Annotated in this window: 29 protein-coding genes; 7 read left to right on the top strand and 22 right to left on the bottom strand. The window is 36.5% G+C overall.

From position 1 onward, the window contains the following. Positions 1 to 105: 105 nt before the first annotated feature. Both acnA and ACQKNZ_RS11615 read right to left on the bottom strand, forming a co-directional pair. The gene (gene acnA / locus ACQKNZ_RS11610) at positions 106 to 2,814 is read right to left on the bottom strand and encodes an aconitate hydratase AcnA (RefSeq protein ID WP_144536476.1); all 2,709 of its coding nucleotides are present in this window, start codon (positions 2,812 to 2,814) and stop codon (positions 106 to 108) included. Positions 2,815 to 2,936: 122 nt separating this feature from the next. Then, positions 2,937 to 3,434 carry a DinB family protein gene (locus ACQKNZ_RS11615; RefSeq protein WP_144536477.1) on the bottom strand — a complete coding sequence of 166 codons (498 nt, stop codon included), beginning with the start codon at positions 3,432 to 3,434 and terminating at the stop codon, positions 2,937 to 2,939. Positions 3,435 to 4,428: 994 nt separating this feature from the next. On the opposite strand from ACQKNZ_RS11615, the gene ACQKNZ_RS11620 reads away from it, so the two are divergent. Together ACQKNZ_RS11620 and ACQKNZ_RS11625 are read left to right on the top strand one after the other, a co-directional pair. Beyond that, a complete protein-coding gene (locus ACQKNZ_RS11620) occupies positions 4,429 to 4,557 on the top strand; it encodes a hypothetical protein (protein WP_427659794.1) in 129 nt (42 codons plus the stop codon). A 110-nt stretch (positions 4,558 to 4,667) separates the two neighbouring features. After that, positions 4,668 to 4,916, top strand: coding sequence for a GlsB/YeaQ/YmgE family stress response membrane protein (locus tag ACQKNZ_RS11625; protein ID WP_144536478.1), 249 nt, complete (start codon positions 4,668 to 4,670; stop codon positions 4,914 to 4,916). Positions 4,917 to 5,024: 108 nt separating this feature from the next. Here ACQKNZ_RS11625 and ACQKNZ_RS11630 read toward each other — a convergent pair whose 3' ends face one another. Continuing rightward, positions 5,025 to 5,696 (bottom strand): lytic transglycosylase domain-containing protein, encoded by a 672-nt coding sequence (locus ACQKNZ_RS11630; RefSeq protein WP_144536479.1) that lies wholly within the window; start codon positions 5,694 to 5,696, stop codon positions 5,025 to 5,027. Then, complete coding sequence (locus ACQKNZ_RS11635; protein ID WP_427660159.1) at positions 5,686 to 6,102, bottom strand: EAL domain-containing protein; 417 nt, start codon at positions 6,100 to 6,102, stop codon at positions 5,686 to 5,688. Before ACQKNZ_RS11635 ends, ACQKNZ_RS11630 begins: the two co-directional genes overlap by 11 nt. A 597-nt stretch (positions 6,103 to 6,699) precedes the next feature. Here ACQKNZ_RS11635 and mscL point away from each other — a divergent pair. Next, on the top strand, positions 6,700 to 7,146 hold the full coding sequence (gene mscL / locus ACQKNZ_RS11640) for a large conductance mechanosensitive channel protein MscL (protein ID WP_427659797.1): 447 nt from the start codon (positions 6,700 to 6,702) through the stop codon (positions 7,144 to 7,146). A gap of 69 nt (positions 7,147 to 7,215) precedes the next feature. Here mscL and ACQKNZ_RS11645 read toward each other — a convergent pair whose 3' ends face one another. The 4 genes from ACQKNZ_RS11645 to ACQKNZ_RS11660 all read right to left on the bottom strand — a co-directional run bounded on the left by ACQKNZ_RS11645 (position 7,216) and on the right by ACQKNZ_RS11660 (position 8,840). Further along, positions 7,216 to 7,806 (bottom strand): SCO family protein, encoded by a 591-nt coding sequence (locus tag ACQKNZ_RS11645; RefSeq protein WP_427659799.1) that lies wholly within the window; start codon positions 7,804 to 7,806, stop codon positions 7,216 to 7,218. Positions 7,807 to 7,896: 90 nt separating this feature from the next. Continuing rightward, positions 7,897 to 8,025, bottom strand: coding sequence for a YvrJ family protein (locus ACQKNZ_RS11650; RefSeq protein WP_144536483.1), 129 nt, complete (start codon positions 8,023 to 8,025; stop codon positions 7,897 to 7,899). 367 nt (positions 8,026 to 8,392) lie between these two features. Beyond that, positions 8,393 to 8,605: a DUF2922 domain-containing protein gene (locus ACQKNZ_RS11655; RefSeq protein WP_144536484.1), complete on the bottom strand. Its 213-nt coding sequence runs from the start codon at positions 8,603 to 8,605 to the stop codon at positions 8,393 to 8,395. 19 nt (positions 8,606 to 8,624) lie between these two features. Next, the gene (locus tag ACQKNZ_RS11660; protein ID WP_151109889.1) at positions 8,625 to 8,840 is read right to left on the bottom strand and encodes a DUF1659 domain-containing protein; all 216 of its coding nucleotides are present in this window, start codon (positions 8,838 to 8,840) and stop codon (positions 8,625 to 8,627) included. Positions 8,841 to 8,956: 116 nt separating this feature from the next. Here ACQKNZ_RS11660 and ACQKNZ_RS11665 point away from each other — a divergent pair, with 116 nt between their 5' ends. Next, positions 8,957 to 9,418, top strand: coding sequence for a DUF2621 family protein (locus ACQKNZ_RS11665; protein ID WP_144536487.1), 462 nt, complete (start codon positions 8,957 to 8,959; stop codon positions 9,416 to 9,418). 13 nt (positions 9,419 to 9,431) lie between these two features. On the opposite strand, the gene ACQKNZ_RS11670 is transcribed toward ACQKNZ_RS11665, so the two are convergent. The 5 genes from ACQKNZ_RS11670 to ACQKNZ_RS11690 all read right to left on the bottom strand — a co-directional run bounded on the left by ACQKNZ_RS11670 (position 9,432) and on the right by ACQKNZ_RS11690 (position 14,679). After that, a complete protein-coding gene (locus tag ACQKNZ_RS11670) occupies positions 9,432 to 9,917 on the bottom strand; it encodes a CcdC family protein (protein WP_144536489.1) in 486 nt (161 codons plus the stop codon). 40 nt (positions 9,918 to 9,957) lie between these two features. Beyond that, positions 9,958 to 10,323 (bottom strand): response regulator, encoded by a 366-nt coding sequence (locus ACQKNZ_RS11675; RefSeq protein WP_144536491.1) that lies wholly within the window; start codon positions 10,321 to 10,323, stop codon positions 9,958 to 9,960. A 16-nt stretch (positions 10,324 to 10,339) separates the two neighbouring features. Then, positions 10,340 to 11,050, bottom strand: a complete 711-nt coding sequence (locus tag ACQKNZ_RS11680) for a cytochrome c biogenesis CcdA family protein (protein ID WP_144536493.1) — start codon at positions 11,048 to 11,050, stop codon at positions 10,340 to 10,342. 90 nt (positions 11,051 to 11,140) lie between these two features. After that, positions 11,141 to 12,925 carry an ABC transporter ATP-binding protein gene (locus ACQKNZ_RS11685; RefSeq protein ID WP_151109895.1) on the bottom strand — a complete coding sequence of 595 codons (1,785 nt, stop codon included), beginning with the start codon at positions 12,923 to 12,925 and terminating at the stop codon, positions 11,141 to 11,143. Next, the gene (locus tag ACQKNZ_RS11690; protein WP_427659804.1) at positions 12,925 to 14,679 is read right to left on the bottom strand and encodes an ABC transporter ATP-binding protein; all 1,755 of its coding nucleotides are present in this window, start codon (positions 14,677 to 14,679) and stop codon (positions 12,925 to 12,927) included. Before ACQKNZ_RS11690 ends, ACQKNZ_RS11685 begins: the two co-directional genes overlap by 1 nt. A 193-nt stretch (positions 14,680 to 14,872) precedes the next feature. On the opposite strand from ACQKNZ_RS11690, the gene ACQKNZ_RS11695 reads away from it, so the two are divergent. Beyond that, positions 14,873 to 15,619 (top strand): SDR family NAD(P)-dependent oxidoreductase, encoded by a 747-nt coding sequence (locus ACQKNZ_RS11695; RefSeq protein ID WP_144536499.1) that lies wholly within the window; start codon positions 14,873 to 14,875, stop codon positions 15,617 to 15,619. A 208-nt stretch (positions 15,620 to 15,827) separates the two neighbouring features. Here ACQKNZ_RS11695 and ACQKNZ_RS11700 read toward each other — a convergent pair whose 3' ends face one another. The 7 genes from ACQKNZ_RS11700 to ACQKNZ_RS11730 form a co-directional block, all read right to left on the bottom strand. Then, a complete protein-coding gene (locus ACQKNZ_RS11700; RefSeq protein WP_144536501.1) occupies positions 15,828 to 16,340 on the bottom strand; it encodes a GNAT family N-acetyltransferase in 513 nt (170 codons plus the stop codon). A 23-nt stretch (positions 16,341 to 16,363) separates the two neighbouring features. After that, complete coding sequence (locus ACQKNZ_RS11705; protein WP_340863145.1) at positions 16,364 to 16,657, bottom strand: hypothetical protein; 294 nt, start codon at positions 16,655 to 16,657, stop codon at positions 16,364 to 16,366. 23 nt (positions 16,658 to 16,680) lie between these two features. Further along, on the bottom strand, positions 16,681 to 17,073 hold the full coding sequence (locus ACQKNZ_RS11710) for a VOC family protein (protein WP_340863144.1): 393 nt from the start codon (positions 17,071 to 17,073) through the stop codon (positions 16,681 to 16,683). Between the two features lie 89 nt (positions 17,074 to 17,162). After that, positions 17,163 to 17,579 (bottom strand): GNAT family N-acetyltransferase, encoded by a 417-nt coding sequence (locus tag ACQKNZ_RS11715; RefSeq protein ID WP_427659808.1) that lies wholly within the window; start codon positions 17,577 to 17,579, stop codon positions 17,163 to 17,165. 176 nt (positions 17,580 to 17,755) lie between these two features. Beyond that, positions 17,756 to 18,223 (bottom strand): DinB family protein, encoded by a 468-nt coding sequence (locus tag ACQKNZ_RS11720; protein ID WP_340844427.1) that lies wholly within the window; start codon positions 18,221 to 18,223, stop codon positions 17,756 to 17,758. 1 nt (position 18,224) lies between these two features. Further along, complete coding sequence (locus ACQKNZ_RS11725; protein WP_427659810.1) at positions 18,225 to 18,638, bottom strand: DUF6157 family protein; 414 nt, start codon at positions 18,636 to 18,638, stop codon at positions 18,225 to 18,227. A gap of 16 nt (positions 18,639 to 18,654) precedes the next feature. Then, positions 18,655 to 18,948, bottom strand: coding sequence for a hypothetical protein (locus ACQKNZ_RS11730; RefSeq protein ID WP_427659812.1), 294 nt, complete (start codon positions 18,946 to 18,948; stop codon positions 18,655 to 18,657). A gap of 136 nt (positions 18,949 to 19,084) precedes the next feature. Here ACQKNZ_RS11730 and ACQKNZ_RS11735 point away from each other — a divergent pair, with 136 nt between their 5' ends. Both ACQKNZ_RS11735 and ACQKNZ_RS11740 read left to right on the top strand, forming a co-directional pair. Next, entirely contained in the window at positions 19,085 to 19,525 is a 441-nt protein-coding gene (locus ACQKNZ_RS11735) for a GNAT family N-acetyltransferase (protein ID WP_427659814.1), read from the top strand. A 309-nt stretch (positions 19,526 to 19,834) separates the two neighbouring features. Then, on the top strand, positions 19,835 to 20,338 hold the full coding sequence (locus ACQKNZ_RS11740) for a cytoplasmic protein (protein WP_154310850.1): 504 nt from the start codon (positions 19,835 to 19,837) through the stop codon (positions 20,336 to 20,338). A 76-nt stretch (positions 20,339 to 20,414) separates the two neighbouring features. On the opposite strand, the gene ACQKNZ_RS11745 is transcribed toward ACQKNZ_RS11740, so the two are convergent. Continuing rightward, positions 20,415 to 21,668, bottom strand: a complete 1,254-nt coding sequence (locus ACQKNZ_RS11745) for a DNA polymerase thumb domain-containing protein (protein ID WP_144536520.1) — start codon at positions 21,666 to 21,668, stop codon at positions 20,415 to 20,417. 223 nt (positions 21,669 to 21,891) lie between these two features. Then, on the bottom strand, positions 21,892 to 22,869 hold the full coding sequence (locus ACQKNZ_RS11750; protein WP_427659817.1) for an HD domain-containing protein: 978 nt from the start codon (positions 22,867 to 22,869) through the stop codon (positions 21,892 to 21,894). Positions 22,870 to 22,874 lie beyond the last annotated feature (5 nt).

Here is a 22,874-nt window from a genome sequence, read left to right on the forward strand (position 1 = left end):
TATCTATATATTAACACGAATGTATGTTCTTGTAACGAATATTTCGTTAATTTACACAAAAAAAGAGCCCTAAATCATATAAGATTTAGGGCCCGTTTCTATCTATTATGCTTCTAGCATTTTGTTACGTAACACCATTTGAAGGATACCGCCATGACGGTAGTAATCTACCTCAACCTCTGAGTCGAAACGAGCAAGCACATTGAATTCTTTTACAGAACCATCTTCTGCTTTAGCTGTTACTTTCAGGATATCACGAGGTTTAACTCCTTCAGCAATATTCACACTAATTTCTTCTTTACCAGTTAAGCCTAATGTTTCAGCATTTTCACCTGGTAAGAAATTAAGAGGTAAAACACCCATCATTACAAGATTTGAACGGTGAATACGCTCAAAGCTTTCCGTAATTACTGCTTTAATGCCTAAAAGATTTGTTCCTTTAGCTGCCCAGTCACGAGATGATCCCATACCATAATCTTTTCCGCCAATTACTACTAAACCGGTACCTTCTTCTTGATACTTCATAGCAGCATCATAGATGGACATGATTTCGCCTGTTGGCCAGTAAGTAGTATATCCACCTTCTGTGCCAGGAGCTACTTGGTTACGAATACGAATATTTGCAAATGTACCGCGCATCATTACTTCATGGTTACCACGACGAGAACCATATGAGTTGAAGTCACGTACCTCTACACCATTTTCACGTAAGTATTTACCTGCAGGAGTATCTTTACCAATTGCACCAGCCGGTGAAATATGGTCAGTAGTAATAGAGTCACCAAATTTGGCTACTATGCGAAGACCATCAAGTGATTCAATTTGACCAGGTTCCTTAGATAATCCTTGGAAGAATGGTGGGTTTTGAATATAAGTTGATTTGTCATCAAATGAATATAGTGATTCTGTAGAAGTTTCAATTGCATTCCAAGCTTCGTTTTCATCGAATACACGTGCATATTCCTTTTGGAATAGTTCACGAGTAACCACTTTAGAAAGTACTTGGTTAACTTCTTCAGTAGATGGCCAAATATCAGCAAAGAATACTTCGTTGCCATCTTGGTCTTTACCAAATGAATCTTTTTGTAGGTCAATATCTACAGTTCCAGCAAGAGCATATGCCACAACTAATGGTGGTGAAGCCAAGTAGTTAGCTTTTACTAATGGATGCACACGACCTTCAAAGTTACGGTTACCAGAAAGCACAGAAGTTACGAATAAATCTTCGTCAATAATCGCTTTCTCGATTTCAGGCAACAATGGACCAGAGTTACCGATACATGTAGTACAACCATAACCAACTGTGTTGAATCCAATTTCATCAAGGAATTTGTCTAGTCCTGAATCTTGTAAATAACCAGTAACTACCTTAGAACCAGGTGCTAATGATGTTTTTACATATGCAGGTACTTTCAATCCTTTTTCTACAGCTTTTTTCGCAACTAAACCAGCTGCTAGCATAACGTATGGGTTAGATGTGTTTGTACAAGAAGTGATTGCAGCAATTGCAACAGCACCAGTTGGCATAACAACATCTCTGTCTTCAAATTTTACAGTTGCAGATTTAGCAAACTCTTTTTCTGATAATCCGAAGCCTTGTGTACCTTGAGGAGCAACTACTGCTTCACGGTAACGAGATTTCATATCAGTAAGAGGAATTAAATCTTGTGGACGTTTTGGTCCTGAAAGATTTGCTTGGATTGCACCAAGGTCAATTTCAATAACATCTGTGTATACAGGCTCTAAAGTTGGATCAAAGAACATGTCGTTTGCTTTTAAGTAAGCTTCAACAACTGCAATATGTTCTTCTTCACGGCCAGTTAGACGCAAGTATTCAAGTGATTCCTCATCGATAGCGAAGTAACCACAAGTAGCACCATACTCAGGAGCCATGTTAGCAATAGTTGCACGGTCAGCAAGTGGTAATTTAGATACCCCAGGGCCGAAGAATTCAACAAATTTACCAACAACACCACGTTGACGAAGTACTTGAGTAACTTTAAGCGCTAAGTCAGTAGCAGTCGTTCCGTTTGGAAGATCTCCTGTTAATTTCACTCCGATAACTTCAGGAATTGGGAAGTATGAAGGTTGACCAAGCATTCCTGCCTCAGCCTCAATACCACCTACACCCCATCCAAGTACACCAAGACCATTAATCATTGTTGTATGTGAATCAGTACCAACTACTGAGTCTGGGAATGTTTCTAATGTACCGTCAGTTGATTCGTTTACGTGTACGATTGGCGCTAGGTACTCTAAGTTAACTTGGTGAACGATACCAGTCGCTGGAGGTACAGCACGGAAATTATCGTATGCTGTTTGAGCCCATTTTAAGAAGTTGTAACGCTCTGCATTACGTTCGAACTCAAGATCCATATTAGCTTGTAAAGCTGAAGCAGTACCATATTTATCTACTTGTACTGAGTGATCGATTACAAGGTCAACTGGAATAGCAGGGTTAATTTTGTCCGGATTACCGCCCATTTCGTTCATGGCAGAACGTAATGCTGCTAAATCAACTACTACTGGTACTCCTGTGAAATCTTGTAGTACAACTCGAGAAGGTTTAAATGGAACTTCTGCTTCTGGGTCTGCATCTTTACCCCATTTTGCTAATTGTTCTACATGTTCATCTTTAATAACATATCCATCATGTTGACGTAGCACAGACTCTAGCAATACTTTAATTGAGTATGGTAGACGTGAAACGTTTGCAATTCCTGCTTCTTCTAGAGCTGCTAAACGATAATAAGTATATTCTTTTCCATTTAGCGTGAAAGAAGTACGGCTATTGTGTAAGCTATCTTTTGCCATTAGTAATCCTCCTAATATCTATTGAAAAGACTCTATTCAAGTAACTTTTCTCCATAACTAATCATAACTTATCTCTATTGATAAGTAAATTACATTAAAATTATTATAAGTAATAATTAATTCTAATGACCTTTTATCTTTTTGATTGTTTTCTCTAATTGCTTCAAATGACGTTTTTCATGTAATCCTACGAATGGAAACCACTGCACAAGTGGTACTTGTCCAAATAAAGGATGCTTTAATGATTTTTTTTGAAATACCTGATAATCATTATCAGCATATACTTTTAATAATTCCATTCTTGCCTCATGCAATTTATTTTTCATCACCTCTTTTGTCTCATAATCAGGCTTTGGCACTGTATGTTTAGGTGCCTTTACTTTGATCAATCGGAAAGTCGAAACCCCAATAGGCTTCTTTTTCACTTGTGGGCTTTGAGGATTGGCAATTTCGGCCTTTATTCCTTTTACAATGGTATTCTCCATCTTAACTAAGTGTTCCATAATTTCCTTTGGCGACCAAGCATTATTATCAGGTTTTTTATTAAACTCTTCCTCTGTTAAGGAATCTACCAGACGGAATAGATCCGCTCGAATTTCATTATTTTTTTCTAAAAACATTTTATACCTCCACTAAGCTTTGTTTACATATCTTTTAACTTATACCCATTTCCCTAGTAATACAATCTAAATTTCAGAACATATTCTTATTTAGTTTATACTTAAATACCATTTTCACAATTCCAATTTATATGAAAAGACATGGATGTTCTATCCAGGAAATTTGATAATTATCCAAGGTTGATAAAATCACTATAAATAAATCAAAATTTAATAATTAAAATTTGTCACGAAGTATGGTTTACTCCGCTCGATTTAAAACTAGACAACTCTATCTTATCGTATTTAGCAAATAAAAAAGCAGAGAAACAAGATTTCTCTACTTTATACTTATTAAAATTTGAATTAAAAATTATTTATTTAATGAAAGGAACTAAATTCGAGAATAATATCCAAGATGAGGATTGTATGAAATATAGCAAACCAAATTGCTTGTTTATTTAGCTTTTTTGTTTGTTTTTTATCCAATTCTTAATCGCTCCTTTTTAGATTGTAATTTTACATTTGTGTTTATCTCAGAGCTTTAACAATAAAAACGAACATTTATCAATTTGTTGCTTGATAAAGCATTGACACTGATACTGGGACAAAATTAATAAGGAAATAGAGGTTTAATATTTTGCCCTTAACCTGATTAATAAAAGAAACCGCTTGGAACAGAAATCAATAAACCCTTTCAATCTAATAGTATATATTTGATTTCTCCCCACATTATTCATGGTTTTTATTTGAATAAGCTCTTTTAAAATGGGTAATCTAAGTGAGAATTTTATCAAACTCATCCATACTTCTATTAGAGGTATTGTTTTTCATACTTATGGGTTTTTGATTGTATAGTGACCTTTATTGCATCCAATTGTATCTAATAGGGCTGAAACCTTTACAACCGATCTAAAATAATATAGAAGTCTTGCTCCATTTGATTTGTATGGAAAAGAGAAGCAATTCATTCTAGGTGAATTAGTAGTACTACAAAATATTCTTGATATGAGGTTTGAACAAGTATATATGCAGTGGGCAAACAATATTAGAAGCTCATATTTCTGAATTGTCTACAGTAGCGTATGAAGCTGGAGCTTCAAGTTTTATCGAGAATGGAGACCATGGGGCGATAATTATTTAAATATTCCTTAAGTGCGAATTTTTTTAAATTAATTAGGTATGTTTAGTTTCTGTGGAAGTTGGTTATATAAAGAGTGTACAAGATAACAATTATTTGAGGAGATGAAGACAATGGGACTAATTTTATACTTAATCATCGGTGGGATCATCGGTTGGCTAGCAGGATTAATTCTTGGTAAAGATATACCTGGAGGAATTATAGGTAATATTGTAGCAGGTATTATCGGGGCATGGATCGGTGGAATGATTTTCCCTGACTTAGGTCCAGTTATTTGGGATATGGCAATTATTCCTGCATTAATCGGAGCAATTATTTTAGTTGCAATATTAAGTTTGATTTTAAAGAGTATGCGTAAGTAAGCAAAAAAATTATACGTACACCAAAAAGGGACGACTATATCATAGTCAGTCCCTTTTTCATTGTAATTGTTGAAGTGAAAGCCAAATGCTATTTACCGTTAGAAGTTCTTATAGGCCATCCTGAACGGTAGCAGTTTGGAGTGTGGCAAGCTGTTTTTCATAAAGATGATAAAAGTGGAGCACGTCCTCCACATATTTATTGCTGCGGTTATAGTTAAAAATGGCTTTTTCAATTTCACCATCTGCTGCACCACTTGCTGCCAAGTAATTAGCAGCACTGTAGATAGCATCCTCTAAGTCATAAGGATCCGCATAACCATCTCCATTTGCATCTATACCATATCCTCCGTATTGAGCTATTACTGCAGGGTTTATTTTATCCTCCTCAGGTATTTCTCCTAAACCAAGTCCACCACAGCTAGGATGCGACCACCCCACAAAGGTACAAGGCATAAATTGCATATGCCCCTCTGCCCCCACTGGTGATAACAAAGGATCCATAGTAGAAAACTTGGTTTCGATTCGATGATGTGCAGCGAGAAGAGTCCAAGGAATCCCATATTCATCCGCAGCATCTTTATAAATTGGTATGTATTCCCCTGGAACATCTATCTTTGTCGTAGACTTTTGAATAGATGTCGCCCATTCCTGGACAGCAGGTATTTTACGAAGCTCCTGCCAGCTCACTATTAACAGAACATATACTGTGATCGTTACTGGCAACAAGAGGATAATACTCCACAGCTTCCATTTATATGATTTTTGTTTCTTAGATGTCATTCTTAAAAGCCACCTTTTCATTACTTGCTTCAGAATACTCCTTCAATAAATGGTTTAAAGTTAACGCCTTATTGAAGAAATAGCTTTGGAGGTAATGGCAATCTAAATTCTTTAAGCAACAAACCTGATAAGGGTCTTCTACTCCCTCGGCTAAGATTTTCACCTCCAAGCTATGAGCTAAAGAAAGGATGGATTGAACGATTGCCCTTGTTTTAGATTTATGTATCTCTTGTGTGAAGCTTTGGTCAATATTAATAATATTCACCGGAAGCTGTTCAAGATATTTAAAATAAGAGTAGCCTGTGCCAAAATCATCCATGGCAATTTGAAATCCGAATTCCTTTAATTTCTGAAGGAATCTGATGACAAAGTATATTCCATAATAACTGAGTCTGTGATTTCCAATACAATCTTGTGTGGGGAGATATTGGTCTCATGCAGTATTAGCTTTGTACGCTAAATATAATCCTGTTGATAAAATTGTCTAGCTGACACATTTATGACAAAAAGTAATTTTTTACCTATAGATTTCTCTATAACAAGAAATTCTCACATGTTTCTCTTAATACAAAGTCACCATTCTAGATTATTAATCCACTTTTTCAGCTAGTGAAATAAATTCTCCTAGAGAAACAAAATTCCCTTCATATCTCTACCCTAGCAATGATTCTACTCTAATAATCTCACTAGTACTAGTTGAAATTTGTGGATGAAAATTTTAAAAAGCTCGTTGTTAAGCACCCTATTAACAAGAATTGAAAGTTCTTCATGGTAAGGAATATGCTTTAATACACCTAATTTCTTAACTTCACGTATATATTAATACATTCTAAAGGATAGAGCTCTATATGTTTTCTTTAAGTTCATGGGTGCCCCAACCCTACCTAGCCATTTCTCTAAGAAAACAATAGCACAAATTGACAATAACTGCATAAAAAATTGCGAACTTTCTATTTAAAATATATACTATTTTGGATATTCAATAACGGGAGGTGAAAGTTTTATGTGGAAGGACTTTAAAGAATTTGCATTCAAGGGTAATGTATTAGATCTTGCAGTTGCCGTAGTAATCGGAGCTGCTTTTGGAAACATCGTTACATCATTAGTAGAAAATATCATCACTCCTTTAGTAGGAATACTGTTAGGAGATATAGATTTTACTAGTATTAAATTAGGAGAGCTCCTAATTGGAAATTTTCTTCAATCAGTCTTCAATTTTTTAGTGATTGCATTTTCTATCTTCATATTTATAAGATTACTATCTAGATTTAAACGTAAAGAAGACGTGGTTGCAGCTACACAAGATGCTCCTCCTGTAGACTCAAAGGAAGTATTGTTGGAAGAAATTAGAGATTTACTAAAAAACAAGCAAACAATTGATATACATAAGTTTCTCTTCCAGGTAAAACGAATTTCCGGCAGTAAAAGTAGTCAAAAAAATACCCCGTAAATATTAGTTTAGGATCTAATATTTACGGGATAATTTATTATTTACAGACTTTTTTCGAGAAACAGCTTTTTATTGGCCTTCTTTAATTAAAGTTTCGATATCGATTACTATTTCTTCTTTTGGCACTTCTTTAACCCCGCCGTAGTTTTTTACAGCTACTCCATTTTGATCGACTAAATAAAAGGAGGATCCGTGAATCACTTGGTCATCGTTTGGATTGTTACGAACAAGTGCTTTAAATGATTTTTCAGCAAACTGTGAGATATACTCTTGAGAATATCCAGTTAAAAGCTCCCATTTACTTTCATCTGGCACCTCATACAATTCCAGATATTCTTTTAATACTTCAGGTGAATCTACATCCGGATCTACGCTGAAAGCCACAATTTTATAATCCTCAATACCTTTTTCCTCTAACATTCCTTGTATTTCTGTAAGGTTAAAGGTCATTGGAGGACAGACCGTAGTACAATTAGTAAAAATAAAAGTAGCTAACCAAACGGTTCCTTTTAAATCATCTAATGATACCTCTTCGCCACGCTGATTATCAAAAGCAAAATCTTCTATCTCCCAGTTAGTTTGGGCTTTAAAATCACTGCCGCCACATCCTGCGAGGACCAATATACTTATTGTTAACATAACTAATAATTTCTTCATCATATGACCCCTTTATAACATCATAGCCTAATCTTATCGAAAGAAAATAATTCATTCAACTACTCTGTCTCAGATATTTCAACAGTTTTGTGTCTACACTTTACTTAAGGACAACAGTGCGTTTTTTATTTCTTCAAGCTTGCTCTCAACTCTGTGCATTAAATAGAACGAGACAAAGATGGGAAAGCCTATATCTTGAATAACCATTAGCCACTGCTCCATCGGATATCCTCCTTTCTATAATAACTTTTTGAAAAAACATTTTCGTACCATAACAAAGATAGGTTTTAATATACACCTCAGAAATGTCACAAAGCTTGTGAAATTACTAAAGAGCTATGAATAATAGGTCACCGCTTTTATGTCACATGGACGGGCCACAAATCTACACAAGCATTTGGAAAAATGTATATTTTCTCTGTTGCTTTCAAAAAGGCCCTCCTAAGGAGAGCCTAATGTTTAGAAAAGTAATAATGACGAACTTGTTCCCTATCAACTGTTTCGAATCTTTAAATGACAACAAATTATACGTGAGCTATGGACAAAGATATATGTCTGCAATCTAAGCTCGGGTTAGTTAGCATATTTGCTAGATTATTTCATTAACGTTTCGATCTACTACCTTCGCGCTTTTGATCGAGGTTAAACTAAAGCTTTCTGCATGAAAAGCATCACTAGTAATAATAGCTTGCATTCCAGCTTCAATTTCGTTTCGAGTCAGGTTTTCACGAGGGTCATCAACGGTCAAAAGTACTGCTTTTCCGTTTGACGATTCAAATTGCATTTGTAAAGTTTTAGCCATGATTATTCCTCCTTATTTTTTAGTTAAGATTAGATGTTTGTATTTTCTCTGCCCCCACAAATGGGCTAGTAGAAAATCCCGAAAGAATTGTTACCGCTGCTTCTAGCTGGTCTGCGTTTGCATTCGCCTTTACATTGCGATACGTCTTTGACTTTGTTTTCATTTTCCCATCTGTTCCAATTCCTGCTTCAAAAGTTATTCTTAAAACTGATTGTTTATGTGCCAAGTTTGCCATCTGAATCACCTCCTCTCACTCTCTATATAGAAAGTTTTTAGCAGAAAGGATACATTCATGATGAAAATTCTTTTCAAACACTTTATACTAATAGTTAGAAGAATGAGGTGAATAGATTGTTAGATGGATGGTTTTTATGGTTTATACTTTTTTGGGTTGTTGTCTTAGTAGTTTTAATGGGAATTGGAGGATTCTTCATGTTCCGAAAATTTCTCAAATCTATGCCTAAAAACGATGGTAAATCGGATCTCGACTGGGAAGAGTATTATGTAGATAAAACAATTCACCTTTGGAATGATGAGCAAAAAGCTCTGTTAAATGAGCTGGTTGCTCCGGTTCCTGATTTATTCCGACCTGTAGCCAAACAGAAAATTGCTGGTAAGATTGGTCAGATTGCCATAGAAGAAAATGCTACTGCAATCACACAAGAATTGTTAATTCGTGGATATATTATCGCCACCCCTAAAAGAGATCATAAATTTTTGCGGAAGAAACTCAAGGAATTGGCTGTAGATGTATCTCCTTTTGAAAAGTACTTTGCTTTATCAGAGGACAGAAAAAAAACGAGCACCCCTTAGAGGATGCTCGTTTTTATATTGGCTGTTTTTGTATTTTCTTAAACTTTATGAACATTGCTATTCTCCATGGAACAATCATTCCAAATGCTAAAATCCAAAACATTCCACTTAGTGCTCCCACATCTATGCTAGAGCTAAGTATTATCTTCCCTATTAATCGAATAATTAGTAGACCGATTAATATAAAGATAAATGCCTTCGACTGCTTAAGATAGATTTCCCCATCTTTGTATTCGAACTTGGATGTCCATATGAGAATAATGGAAAATAGCATACCAACTAGTAGTGCTTCGCCAATTTGTGCTAACGTTACTCGAAAGAAAGGAAACACAAACATTAGTGCTCCGGTTGACATAAATAGAGGCGGTAATAAGATTTTTTTTACACTTGCTGGTCGCTTTGCAGATTTTGCTCGCAAGGTCGTCACCAGTACTCCCATACCTAGCGCAATGACCGTAGAAACAATTATCATAACATTGGCCGGAACTATATCAAACATTGGTATTCCCCACATCATATAAATTCTTCATTTAAATTTTTTAAAACACTTCAGTTACATTACGTAACACATTAATAAGCTGATCAGGATCAAAAGGTTTGGTGATAAAATCCTTCGCTCCGTATTCTAAAGCATCTACAATTAGTTTTTGTTGGCCAAGTGCAGTGACCATAACAATCTTCGCATCAGGAAATTCAGTAACGATATGCTTTACAGCTTCGATACCTGTCATTGTCGGCATGGTAACATCCATTGTCACCACATCCGGTTTTAAATTCCTATATTGCTCGATCGCCTCAAGCCCGTTAGTGGCTTCACCCACTATATCAAATTGATGATCTTGTAGCATTCGTTTAATCGTTGTTCGCATGAATACCGCATCATCCACTACTAAAACTGTCGGCATATTATTGCCTCCTTACTTAAAATCCGGTAAAGTCTCCAAAAATAGGGCTTAAAATACGAATTATATAAGTTAATCCGTCGAAAAACAACAAAATTCCTAATGCGATCATAATATAGCCACCGATTTTAACAATCAGGTTACTATTTTTACGAATCCAGTTCAAGCGTGTTATAAAGAACGAAAGGACAAAGAAAGGAATAGCAAAGCCTAATACATATGCGAGCATATACCAAACACCTGACCCAGGGTTAGAACTAGCTAATAGCAATACAGAAGCTAAGATTGGCCCTGTACAAGGCTGCCAGCCTGCTGCAAAAGCCATACCGATTAATGCAGTTCCTATGTAACCAGATGGTTTGTTTTTAAACTGTAATCTTTTCTCCTTCATTAAAAATTCAGGTTTAAAAACGCCGACTACCATTAATCCAAACGCTACGATAAATATAGCACCGACCTGACGTATCAAATCATCGTATTGAATAAAAAATGTTCCTACAAAGGAAGTGGCAAAACCTAATGCAATGAATATGACAGAGAAGCCAAGCAAGAAAAACAAAGTATGAAGCATTCCTCTTTTTTGCATTAGCTTTCTATCGGTTTTAAGTTCTTCTAAAGACATTCCAGTAATATAAGATAGAAATGCGGGATACAACGGTAAAGTACATGGGGAAATAAAGCTTAAAAACCCAGCACCGAACGCCAGTAGTAAATTAACATCTGAACTCACGGCAGTCTTCCTTTCCGAATTACTGTTCCTATCGTATCAAATTTCCCATACTTTTACTCTATTAATGCTTGTGACAGCTTTTTGAATTTTTTATGCTATATCATCTACAACTCCATTTTGTAGCAGGTACATCTTATGATATAACCCTTTTTCATTTAATAATTGCTGATGTGTCCCTCTTTCTACAATCTCTCCATGATGAAGTACAAGTATTAGTTCTGCATCCTGGATTGTACTTAATCGATGGGCAATCGCAATCGTTGTTCTTCCTTTTCGCATATTTTCAAGACTGCTTTGTATCGCTACCTCAGTTTCTGTATCTATATTGGCAGTTGCCTCATCCAAGACGAGGATTTTCGGATTAGTGGCAATTGTTCTTGCGAAGGCAATTAGCTGCCTTTGTCCACTTGAGAATGTAGATCCTCTCTCAGAAACTTTTTGCTTATAACCCTTTGGTAATTTTTCAATAAATTTGTTAGCCTGCACGAACTCCGCAGCATTTCTTACTTCTTCGTCTGTCATATCGGGTGCGTGAAGTCTAATGTTGCTTTCAATGTCTCCATAAAAGAGGAATGGATCCTGTAGCACTAGCCCCAACTTATTTCTAATCTCGGCCATTGGAAACTCTTTAATAGAATGATCATCAATTCTTATATCTCCACGTTCGAACTCATAGAAGCGCATAAGCAAGTTGATAATGGAACTTTTTCCACTTCCAGTGTGTCCAACTAGTGCGACTGTTTGACCTGGCTCAGCTGTGAATGAGATATTTTTCAGCACATCTGTTTTTCCATCATAGGAAAAGGTAACATTTTTAAACTCTATTTTCCCTGACTCAATTTTTGCAGTTTCTTTATTTTGCTGTTCTGGAGTTAGGTCATTTTCATCTAATAGCTTAAATACTCGGGAAGCTGCTACGATTGCTTGTTGAAAAATAGATAATCTCTGCATCACTTGATTGATGGGTTCAAAGAATCTATCAATATATGTGACAAAAGCATAGATAACCCCAACCTCCACAATATTGTTCATAGAAGTGATTCCAAAATAGCTCAGCAAGATAATGATCGCAAGTGCGTAAACCATATCAATTGCAGGGCGTAGTAACAAGCTATCTAATTTAATGTTTTTTCTTCCAGCCTTCCAATGTGAGTTGTTTATATCATTGAACTCATCTTGAAGTCTATCCTCCTGCCTAAACGCTTGAATCATCGTCATCCCTTGTAAGGATTCAGCAAGCTTGGCATTCAATTGACTAAGTCTTTCGCGTAAATCCTGATATACTACCGAACTATATCGACGGTAGGTAACAATAATCACAAATAGAATCGGAAGTAATACAGTTGTTATTAAAGCAAGCTTCACGTTCAATAGGAACATGGCAATATAGACCCCGATGATTAGGAATCCACTTTGTATAAAGCCTACTAGTACGCTCACAAACATATCCTTAATAGCCTCTGTATCATTTGTTACCCTAGATACGATGCTACCGGCAGGCGTTTTATCGAAATAGCGCATTCCTAGTCGATGCACCTTTGAAAAGACGTCTATACGCATTTGCTGTATTATCTTTAAGGCAATTTCTTGGAACTTCAATAATTGAAAGTAACTAACTATAATATTTCCTATTTGAATAAAAATATATCCTAGCGCTAGTCCAACAAGTGGACCCGTTGGGAATATTCTAGGAGTTAAATAATTGTCCATAAAGGTTTTAATCAAGTATGGTCCAAGAATATCTCCCGTCACTGTTAATATTAATAGAAACAAGGCAAGAGTAATCGCTTTTTTATGTGGTTTTAGGTAAGTGAGCAGTCTTTTGAGAACTTGCCATTGGTCTTTTCCTGTAAGCACTGGCTGCTTTTCATTCATCAGACGCTACCTCCTTTTTCCACAAGTGTTTCTAGTTGCTGTAATTGATACATTTCATAATACATCCCTTTTAGCCTCATTAACTCCTCATGAGTTCCTTTTTCTAAAATAGTACCTTCATCCATTACAATAATTTGATGAGCGTGCTGAATAGCACTCAAACGATGGGAAGTAATAATCGTTGTTTCATCTGTTCGATTTTTCTTCAGTGCTTCTAAAATTGCTTCCTCTGTCCTTGCATCTACTGCAGACAGAGAATCGTCTAGTATAAGCAATTCAGGCTTAATCATAAGAGCGCGTGCTATGGATATGCGTTGCTTTTGTCCGCCCGATAATGACACTCCACGTTCACCGACAATCGTGTTATAGCCATCTGTGAACTGCAGTATATCCTCATGGATATTTGCTAACTTTGCGGCTTCATATACTTCCTCCATTGTTGCCCCAGCATTTGCAAATGCAATATTGCCCGCAACAGTAGTGGAAAATAAGAAGTGATCCTGTGGCACATAACCGATTGCTTCTCGCAGGTTTCTTTTCTTATATGCATCAATGGAATGATTACCATACATGATTCTTCCCTGGTAGCCCTCAAACTCTCTCATAAGCAATTTTAAAATTGCTGTTTTTCCTGAACCTGTCTTTCCAACAATCCCAAGCGTTTCACCTTGTTTAAGGGTAAAATGAATGTCACGAAGGGCAACACGATCATCTCCAGTAAACTTGAACTGTTCGATATCAAAGTGAATATCGCCAGCAGGCTTAATCTCTAAAGCCCCAACATGGTCATCAATTTCAATTTCTTCCTCTAGGATATTTCGAATTCGGTCATAGGAAGCTCTCCCACGTTCAACAATGTTAAACAACCATCCGAAAGCAAGCATCGGCCACACCAATAAGCCTAAATACGAAGTGAATGCAAAGAGGTCTCCTACGCTCATCTCTTCTGCCAATATAAAACGTGTTCCGAACACAATCGATAAGAAAAAACACATTCCAACTACTAAAGAAATCGTAGGGTCAAACAGAGAATCCACTTTCGCAACATGCATATTTTTGTCTACAACTTCTTTAGAAAGGTGAACAAAGTCGTCTGTATCTTCTTTCTCTTGTCCAAAAGTTTTAATAACCTTTACACCTGAAATGCTTTCTTGAGCTTTATCATTTAAATTTGAGAAAGCCTCCTGCGCGAAACGGAAACGTTGGTGTAGCAGCTTCCCATAATAACTAGTAGAGATTGCCATCAACGGTAAAGGAAGCAAAGCAATGATTGTAAGTTTCCAGTTAATCGTAAAAGCCATAGCGGCAATTACAAAACCTCCAGTTGCTAAGGAATCAACCAATGTCAAAACCCCCGAACCAGCAGTTTGCTGCACAGCAGACAAATCATTAGTTGCGTGAGCCATTAAATCTCCAACTCTCTTTTTCTGATAAAAGGAAGGAGCCATTTTGGTGAAATGATGAAATAACTTTTCTCTCAATAATCTTGCGAGATAAATGGAAGAGCCGAAAATCATAATTCTCCAATAATACCGCAAAACATACATGCCCAAAGCGGCAGCAGCCAAAATTGCAAGCCATTTTATTAAGAATTCGCTTGTCAGCGTACCCTCATGAATCTCATCAACTACTAAACCAATAATTTTTGGTGGAAAAAGCTGCAAAAATGCTACAAAAAGAAGCATTAAAATACCAAATAAGTATTGCTTTTTCCTTTGTTTAAAATACCAACCCAACTCCAAGAATACTTTCACTTTATTTCCCCCAAATTACAAATTAAGACTTTACTAGTTTAGCAAATGTTTGAACATTACGAAAGATGGGAAAACAAAATAATTCGAAATCTGAAATAATTCCAACGAGCTATATTAGAAGCTTTCGATTACGAAAACACAAAAAAAATAATTATGATACATTTAATAAAAACTACTGAAAGGTGGCATAAGCATGTTCAAAGACAAGGTGGTAATTATAACAGGGGCAGCTCAAGGTATTGGTAGAGGTTTGGCACTGGTATACGCGGAAAAAGGAGCTAATGTGGTTTTGGCCGATATCGACGAAACTCTAGGTAAAGAAACGGAGGTTTCATTGTTACAACAAGGTTACTCCTGCCTTTTTATACAGACAGATGTCCGAATTGAAAAGGATGTCATGAATCTAATGACACAAACTACTAGGAAATTCGGCACCATTGACATTCTAGTTAACAACGCTGGTAAGTTTAAGCCCAGCTCCCCTTATGATTTGTCTTTAGAGGATTGGGATGACATTATCAATACAAATTTACGCAGTGTCTTTCTTTGTTCTAGGGAAGCGGCCAAGGTAATGAGAAACAATGAGCACGGTGGCTCAATTGTGTCGATGGCTTCCACAAGAGCGTTCATGTCAGAGCCCAACTCAGAGTCCTATGCAGCCACAAAAGGCGGAATTATTGCATTAACACATTCTCTTGCCAGCTCGCTAGCTCCTGATCATATTATGGTCAATTGTATATCTCCTGGCTGGATCGAAACTGGGAACTATGACAAATTACGAGCAGTGGATCACAGCCAGCATTTCTCAGGCCGTGTAGGAAAACCTAACGACATTGCAAAGGCTTGTATATATCTGACGGACCCATCAAACGACTTTGTAACAGGTATTAATGTGACCGTTGATGGCGGGATGACGAAAAAAATGATTTACGAGGAGTAAATCAGGAGCAAGGAAGACATAGGGGATGTCCTCTATAATGAATGTATATTCAAGCTACTCCTCTAGCTATGTGCATTGCCTATAGAATTCAAAATGGCAAAAACAATGCCTCTTATGATATGCCTCATCGTTTTTGCCTAATTGTTTCAAGGGAATAGACTTCATTTCATAAACGAAATCGCTTAAAACTCCCTATGTATCCTTACATTCACTTTTCAACCTCTTTCCTATAACTAATGAACTCTATTTTCTCACCGTTCATATAATAGAATTCTTTATGAGATGAGATTTTCTGGAATCCATTTTTCTCTAAAACTTTTTGAGAAGGGATGTTATTTGTTGTTGTCTTTGCATCTACTTGGTTAATCTCTTCCCATGAAATAGTCTGCAATAACATTTGCAAGGCCAAACTGGCAATACCTTTGCCAGTATTCACCTCTCCAATTCTGTAGCCTAACTCACCTCTTTTTTGTTTTTTATCAATATCTACTAAATTGATGCGTCCTATAATAGCATTATCTTGTTTGATGAGATAAAAATAAGACTCACCTCTTGCCTGTTCTTCTAGCAAAGTCTTATTTCTACTATTAAAAATTTCTGGAAGATAGTATTCTTCTCCTCGAGAGGGGACCATCTGTTCAAAATATACTCTGTTCTTCTGTTCAAAAAGATATAAATCTGTTAAATCATCCAAGCTTAGCATTTCAATACTAATATTCATATAAAACTCCTTTTTGTTGTAGACTAGCTCATTAGCTTACCAATAAAAAGTATGAAAATTGCAATAATTGATAACCCTGTAGATACTGCCAGCGTAATAATACCTCTTGTCATCGCCGCCCAGCCCTTTATGTCCTTAAAACCAACAACTGCCAAAACAAAGGTAGCTAGTGTTAAGCCGAGCACTATAAACAAGGGATGCCAGCCTAGTGTTTGCATGGATAAATCTATCCAATAATTAGAAGATGTCAAGACTAGAAATAGGATTACGGAAATAAGCGCAATGATAAATGAAAAAAGGTTTACATTTACTCGCATAAGCTAGTCCTTTCCGGTTTTGACTATTTTAGATTCGTTACTGTTTGTATTCGCTCTTTCTCTTCCAGTTTATTGATGTATTCAAAAAATCCTATTTGATTTCCCCATGGATCTGAAAATGTAGCCCATTTAGCACCAACTTCCTGTCGCGAATGAATATCAAAATAATCAACACGAAGCTCCTTCATTATTCTTTCACGTTCCACAGTTAGGTCTTTCACTCCTAATCGAAGTGGTCCACTCCCTTGTGCGGGAACTCCTTCTGAGACTTGAAGCCAGCATCCAGGAATTACCTCCCATTCAACAAATCCACCATGCGGAATAAGATCTGCCTCTTTTTTCAACAAAGTTTTATACCATCTATGACCTTCTTGGAAATTAGAAACTCTAATTTGCACTGTCATCTCAAAAAACATAACTTTCCCTCCATATCAAACGAAAAATTGAAAACATAATTGGTTCGCTCTTTCCGATAATCGGTCGGCTTCTTCAGTTAGCCTAAATGTTACTTACTCTTTTTTTCCCATTCACACCAGAAACGCTCGACCCCTGGGTATTTCTCACCAATGCTTGAAACAATAAATCCATAGTTTCTATAAAAGCCAACTGCGTCCTGGTCGGTTTCCGCAGTCAAACGGCGAATTCCCAGTTCCTTCACCATATAGTCCAACATTTTACTTCCTATTCGTTGTTCTCGAAGATTTGGAGAAACAGCGATATGTTTGATCTCTGCCTCATTACTAAGTGTCATCTCAATGCCTATACAGCCCACATAATCGTTGTTTCTTTTCCAGCCATATAGCTTTCTTGTCTTAATTTGTTGATAAAGATTATATTCACGTAAAACTTTATCGCTTGAGGTAGCATGTTCAAGTAGGCTAAAAATGTACGGATCAATAGTATCCTCTTCAACTTTATTCATCTAAACACCTATCCTTTGTTGCTCGTAATGAGCGAACGGTTATAAATCCTGGCTATACGGTTATAAAATTTTTTATACGGTCATAAATTCTCGCTATCCGGTCATAAATAAATTCACGCTATGCAGTCAATCCACTATCATTCATTGATTGTGCTCCACGTATTCAACATAACCAATTAGTAGTCGGAAACTAGTTTATATAATCGTTGAATCGTTTCCATATGTATACCTTCATGATAAAAGCTGAATAGAAGAGCCTCTGTACTAGTATTAAATGTAACGCCCATCTTGTTTGTAAAAGGCTTAGGTAGTGACTGTTCAATTGGAAATGTTTGTTTAATCCTATGTGATTGCTCTACTAGTACTTGAGCAATTTCCTCTAGCGTTGAAGGTGTTTCTCTCCACTTTGCAGGTTTTGTTCCTGCTGCAAAATAGGTTTCATAAGTATCTGGTACACCCATCTCTATCCCTAGTAGCATAAAGCATAACTTTTCTTGGGTATAAGCAATATGCCCAAAATTCCATCGGATGTTGTTGTTAAAGCCATTTGGAATTTCGTCTGCTAGGTTTTCTGGTATTTGCTTGATAGCCTTTAATGTGAGCTCCCGTACTTGATCCATATGTCGATAAAAAATTTTCTCCATTTTAATCCACCCTTACAGTTTTTTTAGTACGCATGCCCTTTAAAATTTTTAACTGCGAGCTATTCTCCAATTGTTTGTAGTGCTCACTTCCTTTTTCATAGATAGCAACCTTCCCAACCTCATTATAATGAATTCCCCAACCATAATTTTTAACGAGTGGGGAGGCTCTAAAGCATGCCTTAGATTTGCTGAAAAACTCGCTTCTCTTTTCTTCTAAATTATTCATTTCAATTTGATTTTTTATTAAGTAGGTTAAAAACTGCACATCCTTCTGGGTGTACTCGTATGGATTACGATAAATAAGATCATATTCTATAGAAGCAATTGTTGGCTTATTGTGTTTTGGTGTGGGGACTATTGCAGATATAACTGTCGAGTCCTCTGAAATGGTGATAAAGGTGTTTGCATAGCACATTTCATAGCAGCTCCTATTACGTTTGGTATGGTTTGTTTACTTTATTACTTTTCAGCATAATGATTAGACAAGTAACCCATACGTTGATGGGGAAAAACAGAAGCATGATTAACAATCCATTTGTCTCTTTTAGAAATTCGCTAGGGTTCTGTTGATAAAGAAATATAGAGGCCGACGCTAATAGCATGAAACTCGCTATAAAGTTGGTAATCATGGCCATCTGCCTGTTGCATCTTTTTAAGACAAAAAGGGAGAAAATAGTTACTAGTGAAAAAGAAGCTGCAATTACAGCTATATTAATCAAATACAAAAACATCCCCCCCTTAACTTCTTCCTATATATTCGCCTTTAGCAGTTTAATCACCTTCTCATTTCCAAAGGTTTCCCATTGCAATTTAAATAAAAATAAACTAACTTTATAGAAAAAAGGGAAAGGACTGAAAAAATTGAAATCAAATAAAATTACCTCCCAAGAGGATTTAAAAAAAGCTTTCGCAATTAGAGAAGAAGTATTTGTTAAAGAACAGGGTGTGCCTTTAGAAGATGAATTTGACCAATTTGATACCCTTTCCGGGGATTGTCAGCATATTCTAGTTTTAATTGACAATGTAGCAGTTGGGACAGGTCGCTTAAGAGTAGTAGATGAATTCGGAAAGCTAGAGCGTATTTGTATTCTTCCGCCTTATCGAAAATTAGGATTAGGGAAAGTAATTGTCAAAGCTCTGGAGGATGTTGCGAAAGAATTGAAAGTTTCGAAAGTGAAGCTTCATGGTCAAACCCATGCTGAAGGATTTTATACTGGACTTGGATACAAAACAACTTCGGATATCTTCATGGAAGATGGTATTCCTCATATCTTGATGACGAAAGAATTCACCTTAATTTAACTATTCTAAAAATACTGTTATATGTTATAATATAATTAAATCTGTTTGGAGAAAGGATACAAAAACTCGTATGCCAACTTTTACTTTGTAATGGACCAACTAAATTGGATAGCACTTTCCCTTAAAAACATCTGTTTTAACCAAGGGATTAGTCTGCCCATCTACCATTACAAAGGGACAAGAGCAAACCAGTAGTTTCGTATGCTTTTTGAGGTCCTTTTAGGGGCCTTTTTTAGTGCAAATTAATAACGATCCTGCCAACATCCAAACGGATGCGATTGTTCCTTTATCTTATATGAGGTGAAGGAAATGACCGTTGTATATCACAATTGGGAAATACTAAAAAAACAAACGATTCGTAGAGAAGTAAAGCACTGTAAAATGTGCGGGAAAAATTCCTTGTTTACTGATACAAATATTCGAAGACATAATTCAAATGGAAAGCATATATACCGTTTTGCCATTTATAAATGCGAAAAAAACCATACCTGGAATAAAAAATTAGATATTTATAAAACTTTTCGAAGACATGAAAGAGTCCACGGTCGTGAACCTGTAAACAAAGAAAGCACGTTGACAGAGCTACCTGTAAATCTTTATATGGAAAAGCTTATATCGGAAGTTCATGTAACGATTAAATCTGTAGAAGGAGTTTATCGAATTGATTTTCTTCTTTCTCAACAAATACCTGACTGGAGCAGAACAGCTGTTGTAGACAAAATAAGAAATGGTTTTATTTTAGTAAATGGTCTATCGATTAAGCCAAGCGCAAAAGTTATGCCGAATGACACCATTATGATTAAGCTGCTTTAACTGACCTTCCCTGTGAGAATATGATTAATTTTCACAGGGTTTTTTTATCGTATTTTTTCTATAATATTTGTTCATCCTATTTCTTATGACCTCCGAGCAAGCCCGCTCGTTTCACTGCAGTGCCAGCTTCGGTATAGGAAACTGCGCGTAAAATAGCGGTTGAACCATACTTGCTACGCAGATAATCCATCGTCTTTCCAAGCTTGCGTTCCTTCCACTTTCCTTCTTCAAAAAGGCTAAGCTGCATAGAGTTCTCCGGCTCTAGATTAGTGATAGAAATGGATAGCCTTCTCACTGGACTACGGTCATAAAACTCATCAAATATTTTTTCGCAAATTTTATAAATCTTCATAGTCGCATTCGTCGGTTCATCTATGGAGCGTGAACGATTAAATCCTCCCCCAAAAGAGTCTTTACTATAGCCCACTGCAAGATGTATAGTGCGCCCCACCATATTAGCCTCTCTTGCTCGTCTTGCCACATCCTCACACATTTCCAATATGACTGCCATTACTTCTTTTTTTGTCCGGTAATCTCGAAACAACACCTGCCCCTTTCCATAGCTTATCTGGCCGTCTACAATGGGCGCTCCCAGTTCAGAGAGATCTATCCCCCAGGCATGGTGATACAATTGATTTCCCATCACTCCAAATTTATCCTCCAACAACTTCAAGGGAGTTTTTGCTAGCTGTCCTACATTGAAAATCCCCATGTTATTTAGTGTTTTTTCTAAACGAGAGCCAATTCCCCACATTTTACTTAAAGGTGAAACAGGCCATAGCTTTTGTTGAACATCTTCATACGTCCATTTGGCAAAACCTGTTTTTTTGGCATCCAAATCAAGCGCCAGCTTTGCCATAAGCATATTTGGCCCCAGTCCAACAGCACATGGAAGCTGAAACTGATAATGCAAACCGTCCTGTATACGTTTCACCGTGTTCTCAATTGGCCCCCAAAGCCTTTCTGTTCCCCCAAGGTCTGCAAAGCATTCATCCACACTATAGACATGAATCGCTTCACTTGGGACAAACTGATTCAAATAGCGCGTGATTTCCATTGAAACTCGAACAAAAAATTCCATTTTTGGTTCCAACAGATGGATAGAAGGATCGTCTGGTATTTCAAATAACCTCGTCCCGGTCTTTACGCCAAACCTTTTTTTCATTGGAGGAGAAGCAGCAAGCACAATGCTCCCCTTCTGCTCCAAGTTTCCAATAACAGCAATAGGCGTATTCATCACATCTAGTCCTGCTTCTGCCGCTGCACAGCTCGCAAAAAAGCTTCGAATGTCGATGCAAATAATATTTCGATTTTCTAAGCCCTCATACATAAAATCTACTCTCCTTCGAAAGGAACATTCGTTCGTTCTTATTATTATATTGCAAACGTACGTTCTTATTCAATGGTAATGTAGACCATTAGGAAGGAAAACACTTAATCGAATAAATTGAATAAATTCATTACTCATGAGAAACAATTTCAACAGGTAATTGGGACACTAATTCTAATAACAAAATAAAGACAAGCCTAATCACGATATAGGCTTGTCTTTATTAGCAAGATAAAATTTTTACATAGGTTCCTTTTACTGCTCGTTGCAATGCCGTTTGGTTTAATTTTTGAATCTGCTTAGAGCAGTCAGAAGCTCTTACTAAACCATTTTCCGAACAAACTAGAGGGTCTATTAGTCTAACCTTCATTTTCTGATGAAAATCATAATTGGTTAGCTCGTCTATCACTTCAACAGAAGGATGAAGCTTTTGAAGAGCATGTTGAATTTCATCATCCTGTGAGCATACTACCAATTGGAGCAACTGATCATCCTCCAAAAGAAAATCCTCTAATGTGATGATTTGTTTATCCAATGCTGCCTTTAAAACAAAAGCTAACTGGTAGTTGCCATATAAATTTAAAGGATTCATAAAGAAATCAATTACTTCCTCATAGTAGACCGATGTAAACCACTCGGCGATTTCTATATTTGGAAGAACCATTTTACCGTCTTTCACGATTAGATTCTGTAAAAAATGTTGAACTTCTTCCATTGAAATATTTCCATAGGCATACAGATCGCGTAATGTGTAATCGACACGATCTGCACATAAATCAGGGGCACTTTGCTCGAGCAAGGACCATCTCGAATCATTAAATAGGATGTCTTTTAAGTTATATCCATATTTAGTTAGGATAGTAGGTATTGAGGAACCGTTAATTATTCTACTATATATTTTTTCATGATAGTCCTCGTCCTTATTATCCAGAACAAAATCGATGACATGAGAAAAAGCAGTATGTGAAACATCGTGTAGAAGACCAGCAATCTGTTCTTCTAACGAACCCCCTATTTTTTTTACTAGAAGCATGACACCAATGGAATGCTCATATCGAGTGACATTCCATTCTTTCTTTACTAAATAGCTTGCCCCGCCTTGATGTATGCCCTTTAATCGTTGAACAGGCTTACAATTTATTAATTCTTCTAATACTCCATCTACATAAAATTCTCCATATAAGGAATCCATAATAAGCATTGAAG

It is taken from the genome of Psychrobacillus sp. NPDC093200 (assembly GCF_050280345.1).
Taxonomy (GTDB): domain Bacteria; phylum Bacillota; class Bacilli; order Bacillales_A; family Planococcaceae; genus Psychrobacillus; species Psychrobacillus faecigallinarum.

What these genes read in the sequence shown, in the direction of transcription:
- ACQKNZ_RS11685 (WP_151109895.1), bottom strand. Translation starts at nt 12,925, where the DNA reads ATGAATGAAAAGCAGCCAGTGCTTACAGGAAAAGACCAATGGCAAGTT.
- ACQKNZ_RS11715 (WP_427659808.1), bottom strand. Translation starts at nt 17,579, where the DNA reads ATGAATAAAGTTGAAGAGGATACTATTGATCCGTACATTTTTAGCCTA.
- ACQKNZ_RS11745 (WP_144536520.1), bottom strand. Translation starts at nt 21,668, where the DNA reads ATGTATGAGGGCTTAGAAAATCGAAATATTATTTGCATCGACATTCGA.
- ACQKNZ_RS11750 (WP_427659817.1), bottom strand. Translation starts at nt 22,869, where the DNA reads ATGCTTATTATGGATTCCTTATATGGAGAATTTTATGTAGATGGAGTA.
- mscL (WP_427659797.1), top strand. Translation starts at nt 6,700, where the DNA reads ATGTGGAAGGACTTTAAAGAATTTGCATTCAAGGGTAATGTATTAGAT.
- acnA (WP_144536476.1), bottom strand. Translation starts at nt 2,814, where the DNA reads ATGGCAAAAGATAGCTTACACAATAGCCGTACTTCTTTCACGCTAAAT.
- ACQKNZ_RS11740 (WP_154310850.1), top strand. Translation starts at nt 19,835, where the DNA reads ATGACCGTTGTATATCACAATTGGGAAATACTAAAAAAACAAACGATT.
- ACQKNZ_RS11720 (WP_340844427.1), bottom strand. Translation starts at nt 18,223, where the DNA reads ATGGAGAAAATTTTTTATCGACATATGGATCAAGTACGGGAGCTCACA.
- ACQKNZ_RS11700 (WP_144536501.1), bottom strand. Translation starts at nt 16,340, where the DNA reads ATGAATATTAGTATTGAAATGCTAAGCTTGGATGATTTAACAGATTTA.
- ACQKNZ_RS11645 (WP_427659799.1), bottom strand. Translation starts at nt 7,806, where the DNA reads ATGATGAAGAAATTATTAGTTATGTTAACAATAAGTATATTGGTCCTC.
- ACQKNZ_RS11670 (WP_144536489.1), bottom strand. Translation starts at nt 9,917, where the DNA reads ATGTTTGATATAGTTCCGGCCAATGTTATGATAATTGTTTCTACGGTC.
- ACQKNZ_RS11655 (WP_144536484.1), bottom strand. Translation starts at nt 8,605, where the DNA reads ATGGCTAAAACTTTACAAATGCAATTTGAATCGTCAAACGGAAAAGCA.
- ACQKNZ_RS11710 (WP_340863144.1), bottom strand. Translation starts at nt 17,073, where the DNA reads ATGTTTTTTGAGATGACAGTGCAAATTAGAGTTTCTAATTTCCAAGAA.
- ACQKNZ_RS11695 (WP_144536499.1), top strand. Translation starts at nt 14,873, where the DNA reads ATGTTCAAAGACAAGGTGGTAATTATAACAGGGGCAGCTCAAGGTATT.
- ACQKNZ_RS11705 (WP_340863145.1), bottom strand. Translation starts at nt 16,657, where the DNA reads ATGCGAGTAAATGTAAACCTTTTTTCATTTATCATTGCGCTTATTTCC.
- ACQKNZ_RS11675 (WP_144536491.1), bottom strand. Translation starts at nt 10,323, where the DNA reads ATGCCGACAGTTTTAGTAGTGGATGATGCGGTATTCATGCGAACAACG.
- ACQKNZ_RS11725 (WP_427659810.1), bottom strand. Translation starts at nt 18,638, where the DNA reads ATGTGCTATGCAAACACCTTTATCACCATTTCAGAGGACTCGACAGTT.
- ACQKNZ_RS11660 (WP_151109889.1), bottom strand. Translation starts at nt 8,840, where the DNA reads ATGGCAAACTTGGCACATAAACAATCAGTTTTAAGAATAACTTTTGAA.
- ACQKNZ_RS11630 (WP_144536479.1), bottom strand. Translation starts at nt 5,696, where the DNA reads ATGACATCTAAGAAACAAAAATCATATAAATGGAAGCTGTGGAGTATT.
- ACQKNZ_RS11615 (WP_144536477.1), bottom strand. Translation starts at nt 3,434, where the DNA reads ATGTTTTTAGAAAAAAATAATGAAATTCGAGCGGATCTATTCCGTCTG.
- ACQKNZ_RS11650 (WP_144536483.1), bottom strand. Translation starts at nt 8,025, where the DNA reads ATGGAGCAGTGGCTAATGGTTATTCAAGATATAGGCTTTCCCATCTTT.
- ACQKNZ_RS11625 (WP_144536478.1), top strand. Translation starts at nt 4,668, where the DNA reads ATGGGACTAATTTTATACTTAATCATCGGTGGGATCATCGGTTGGCTA.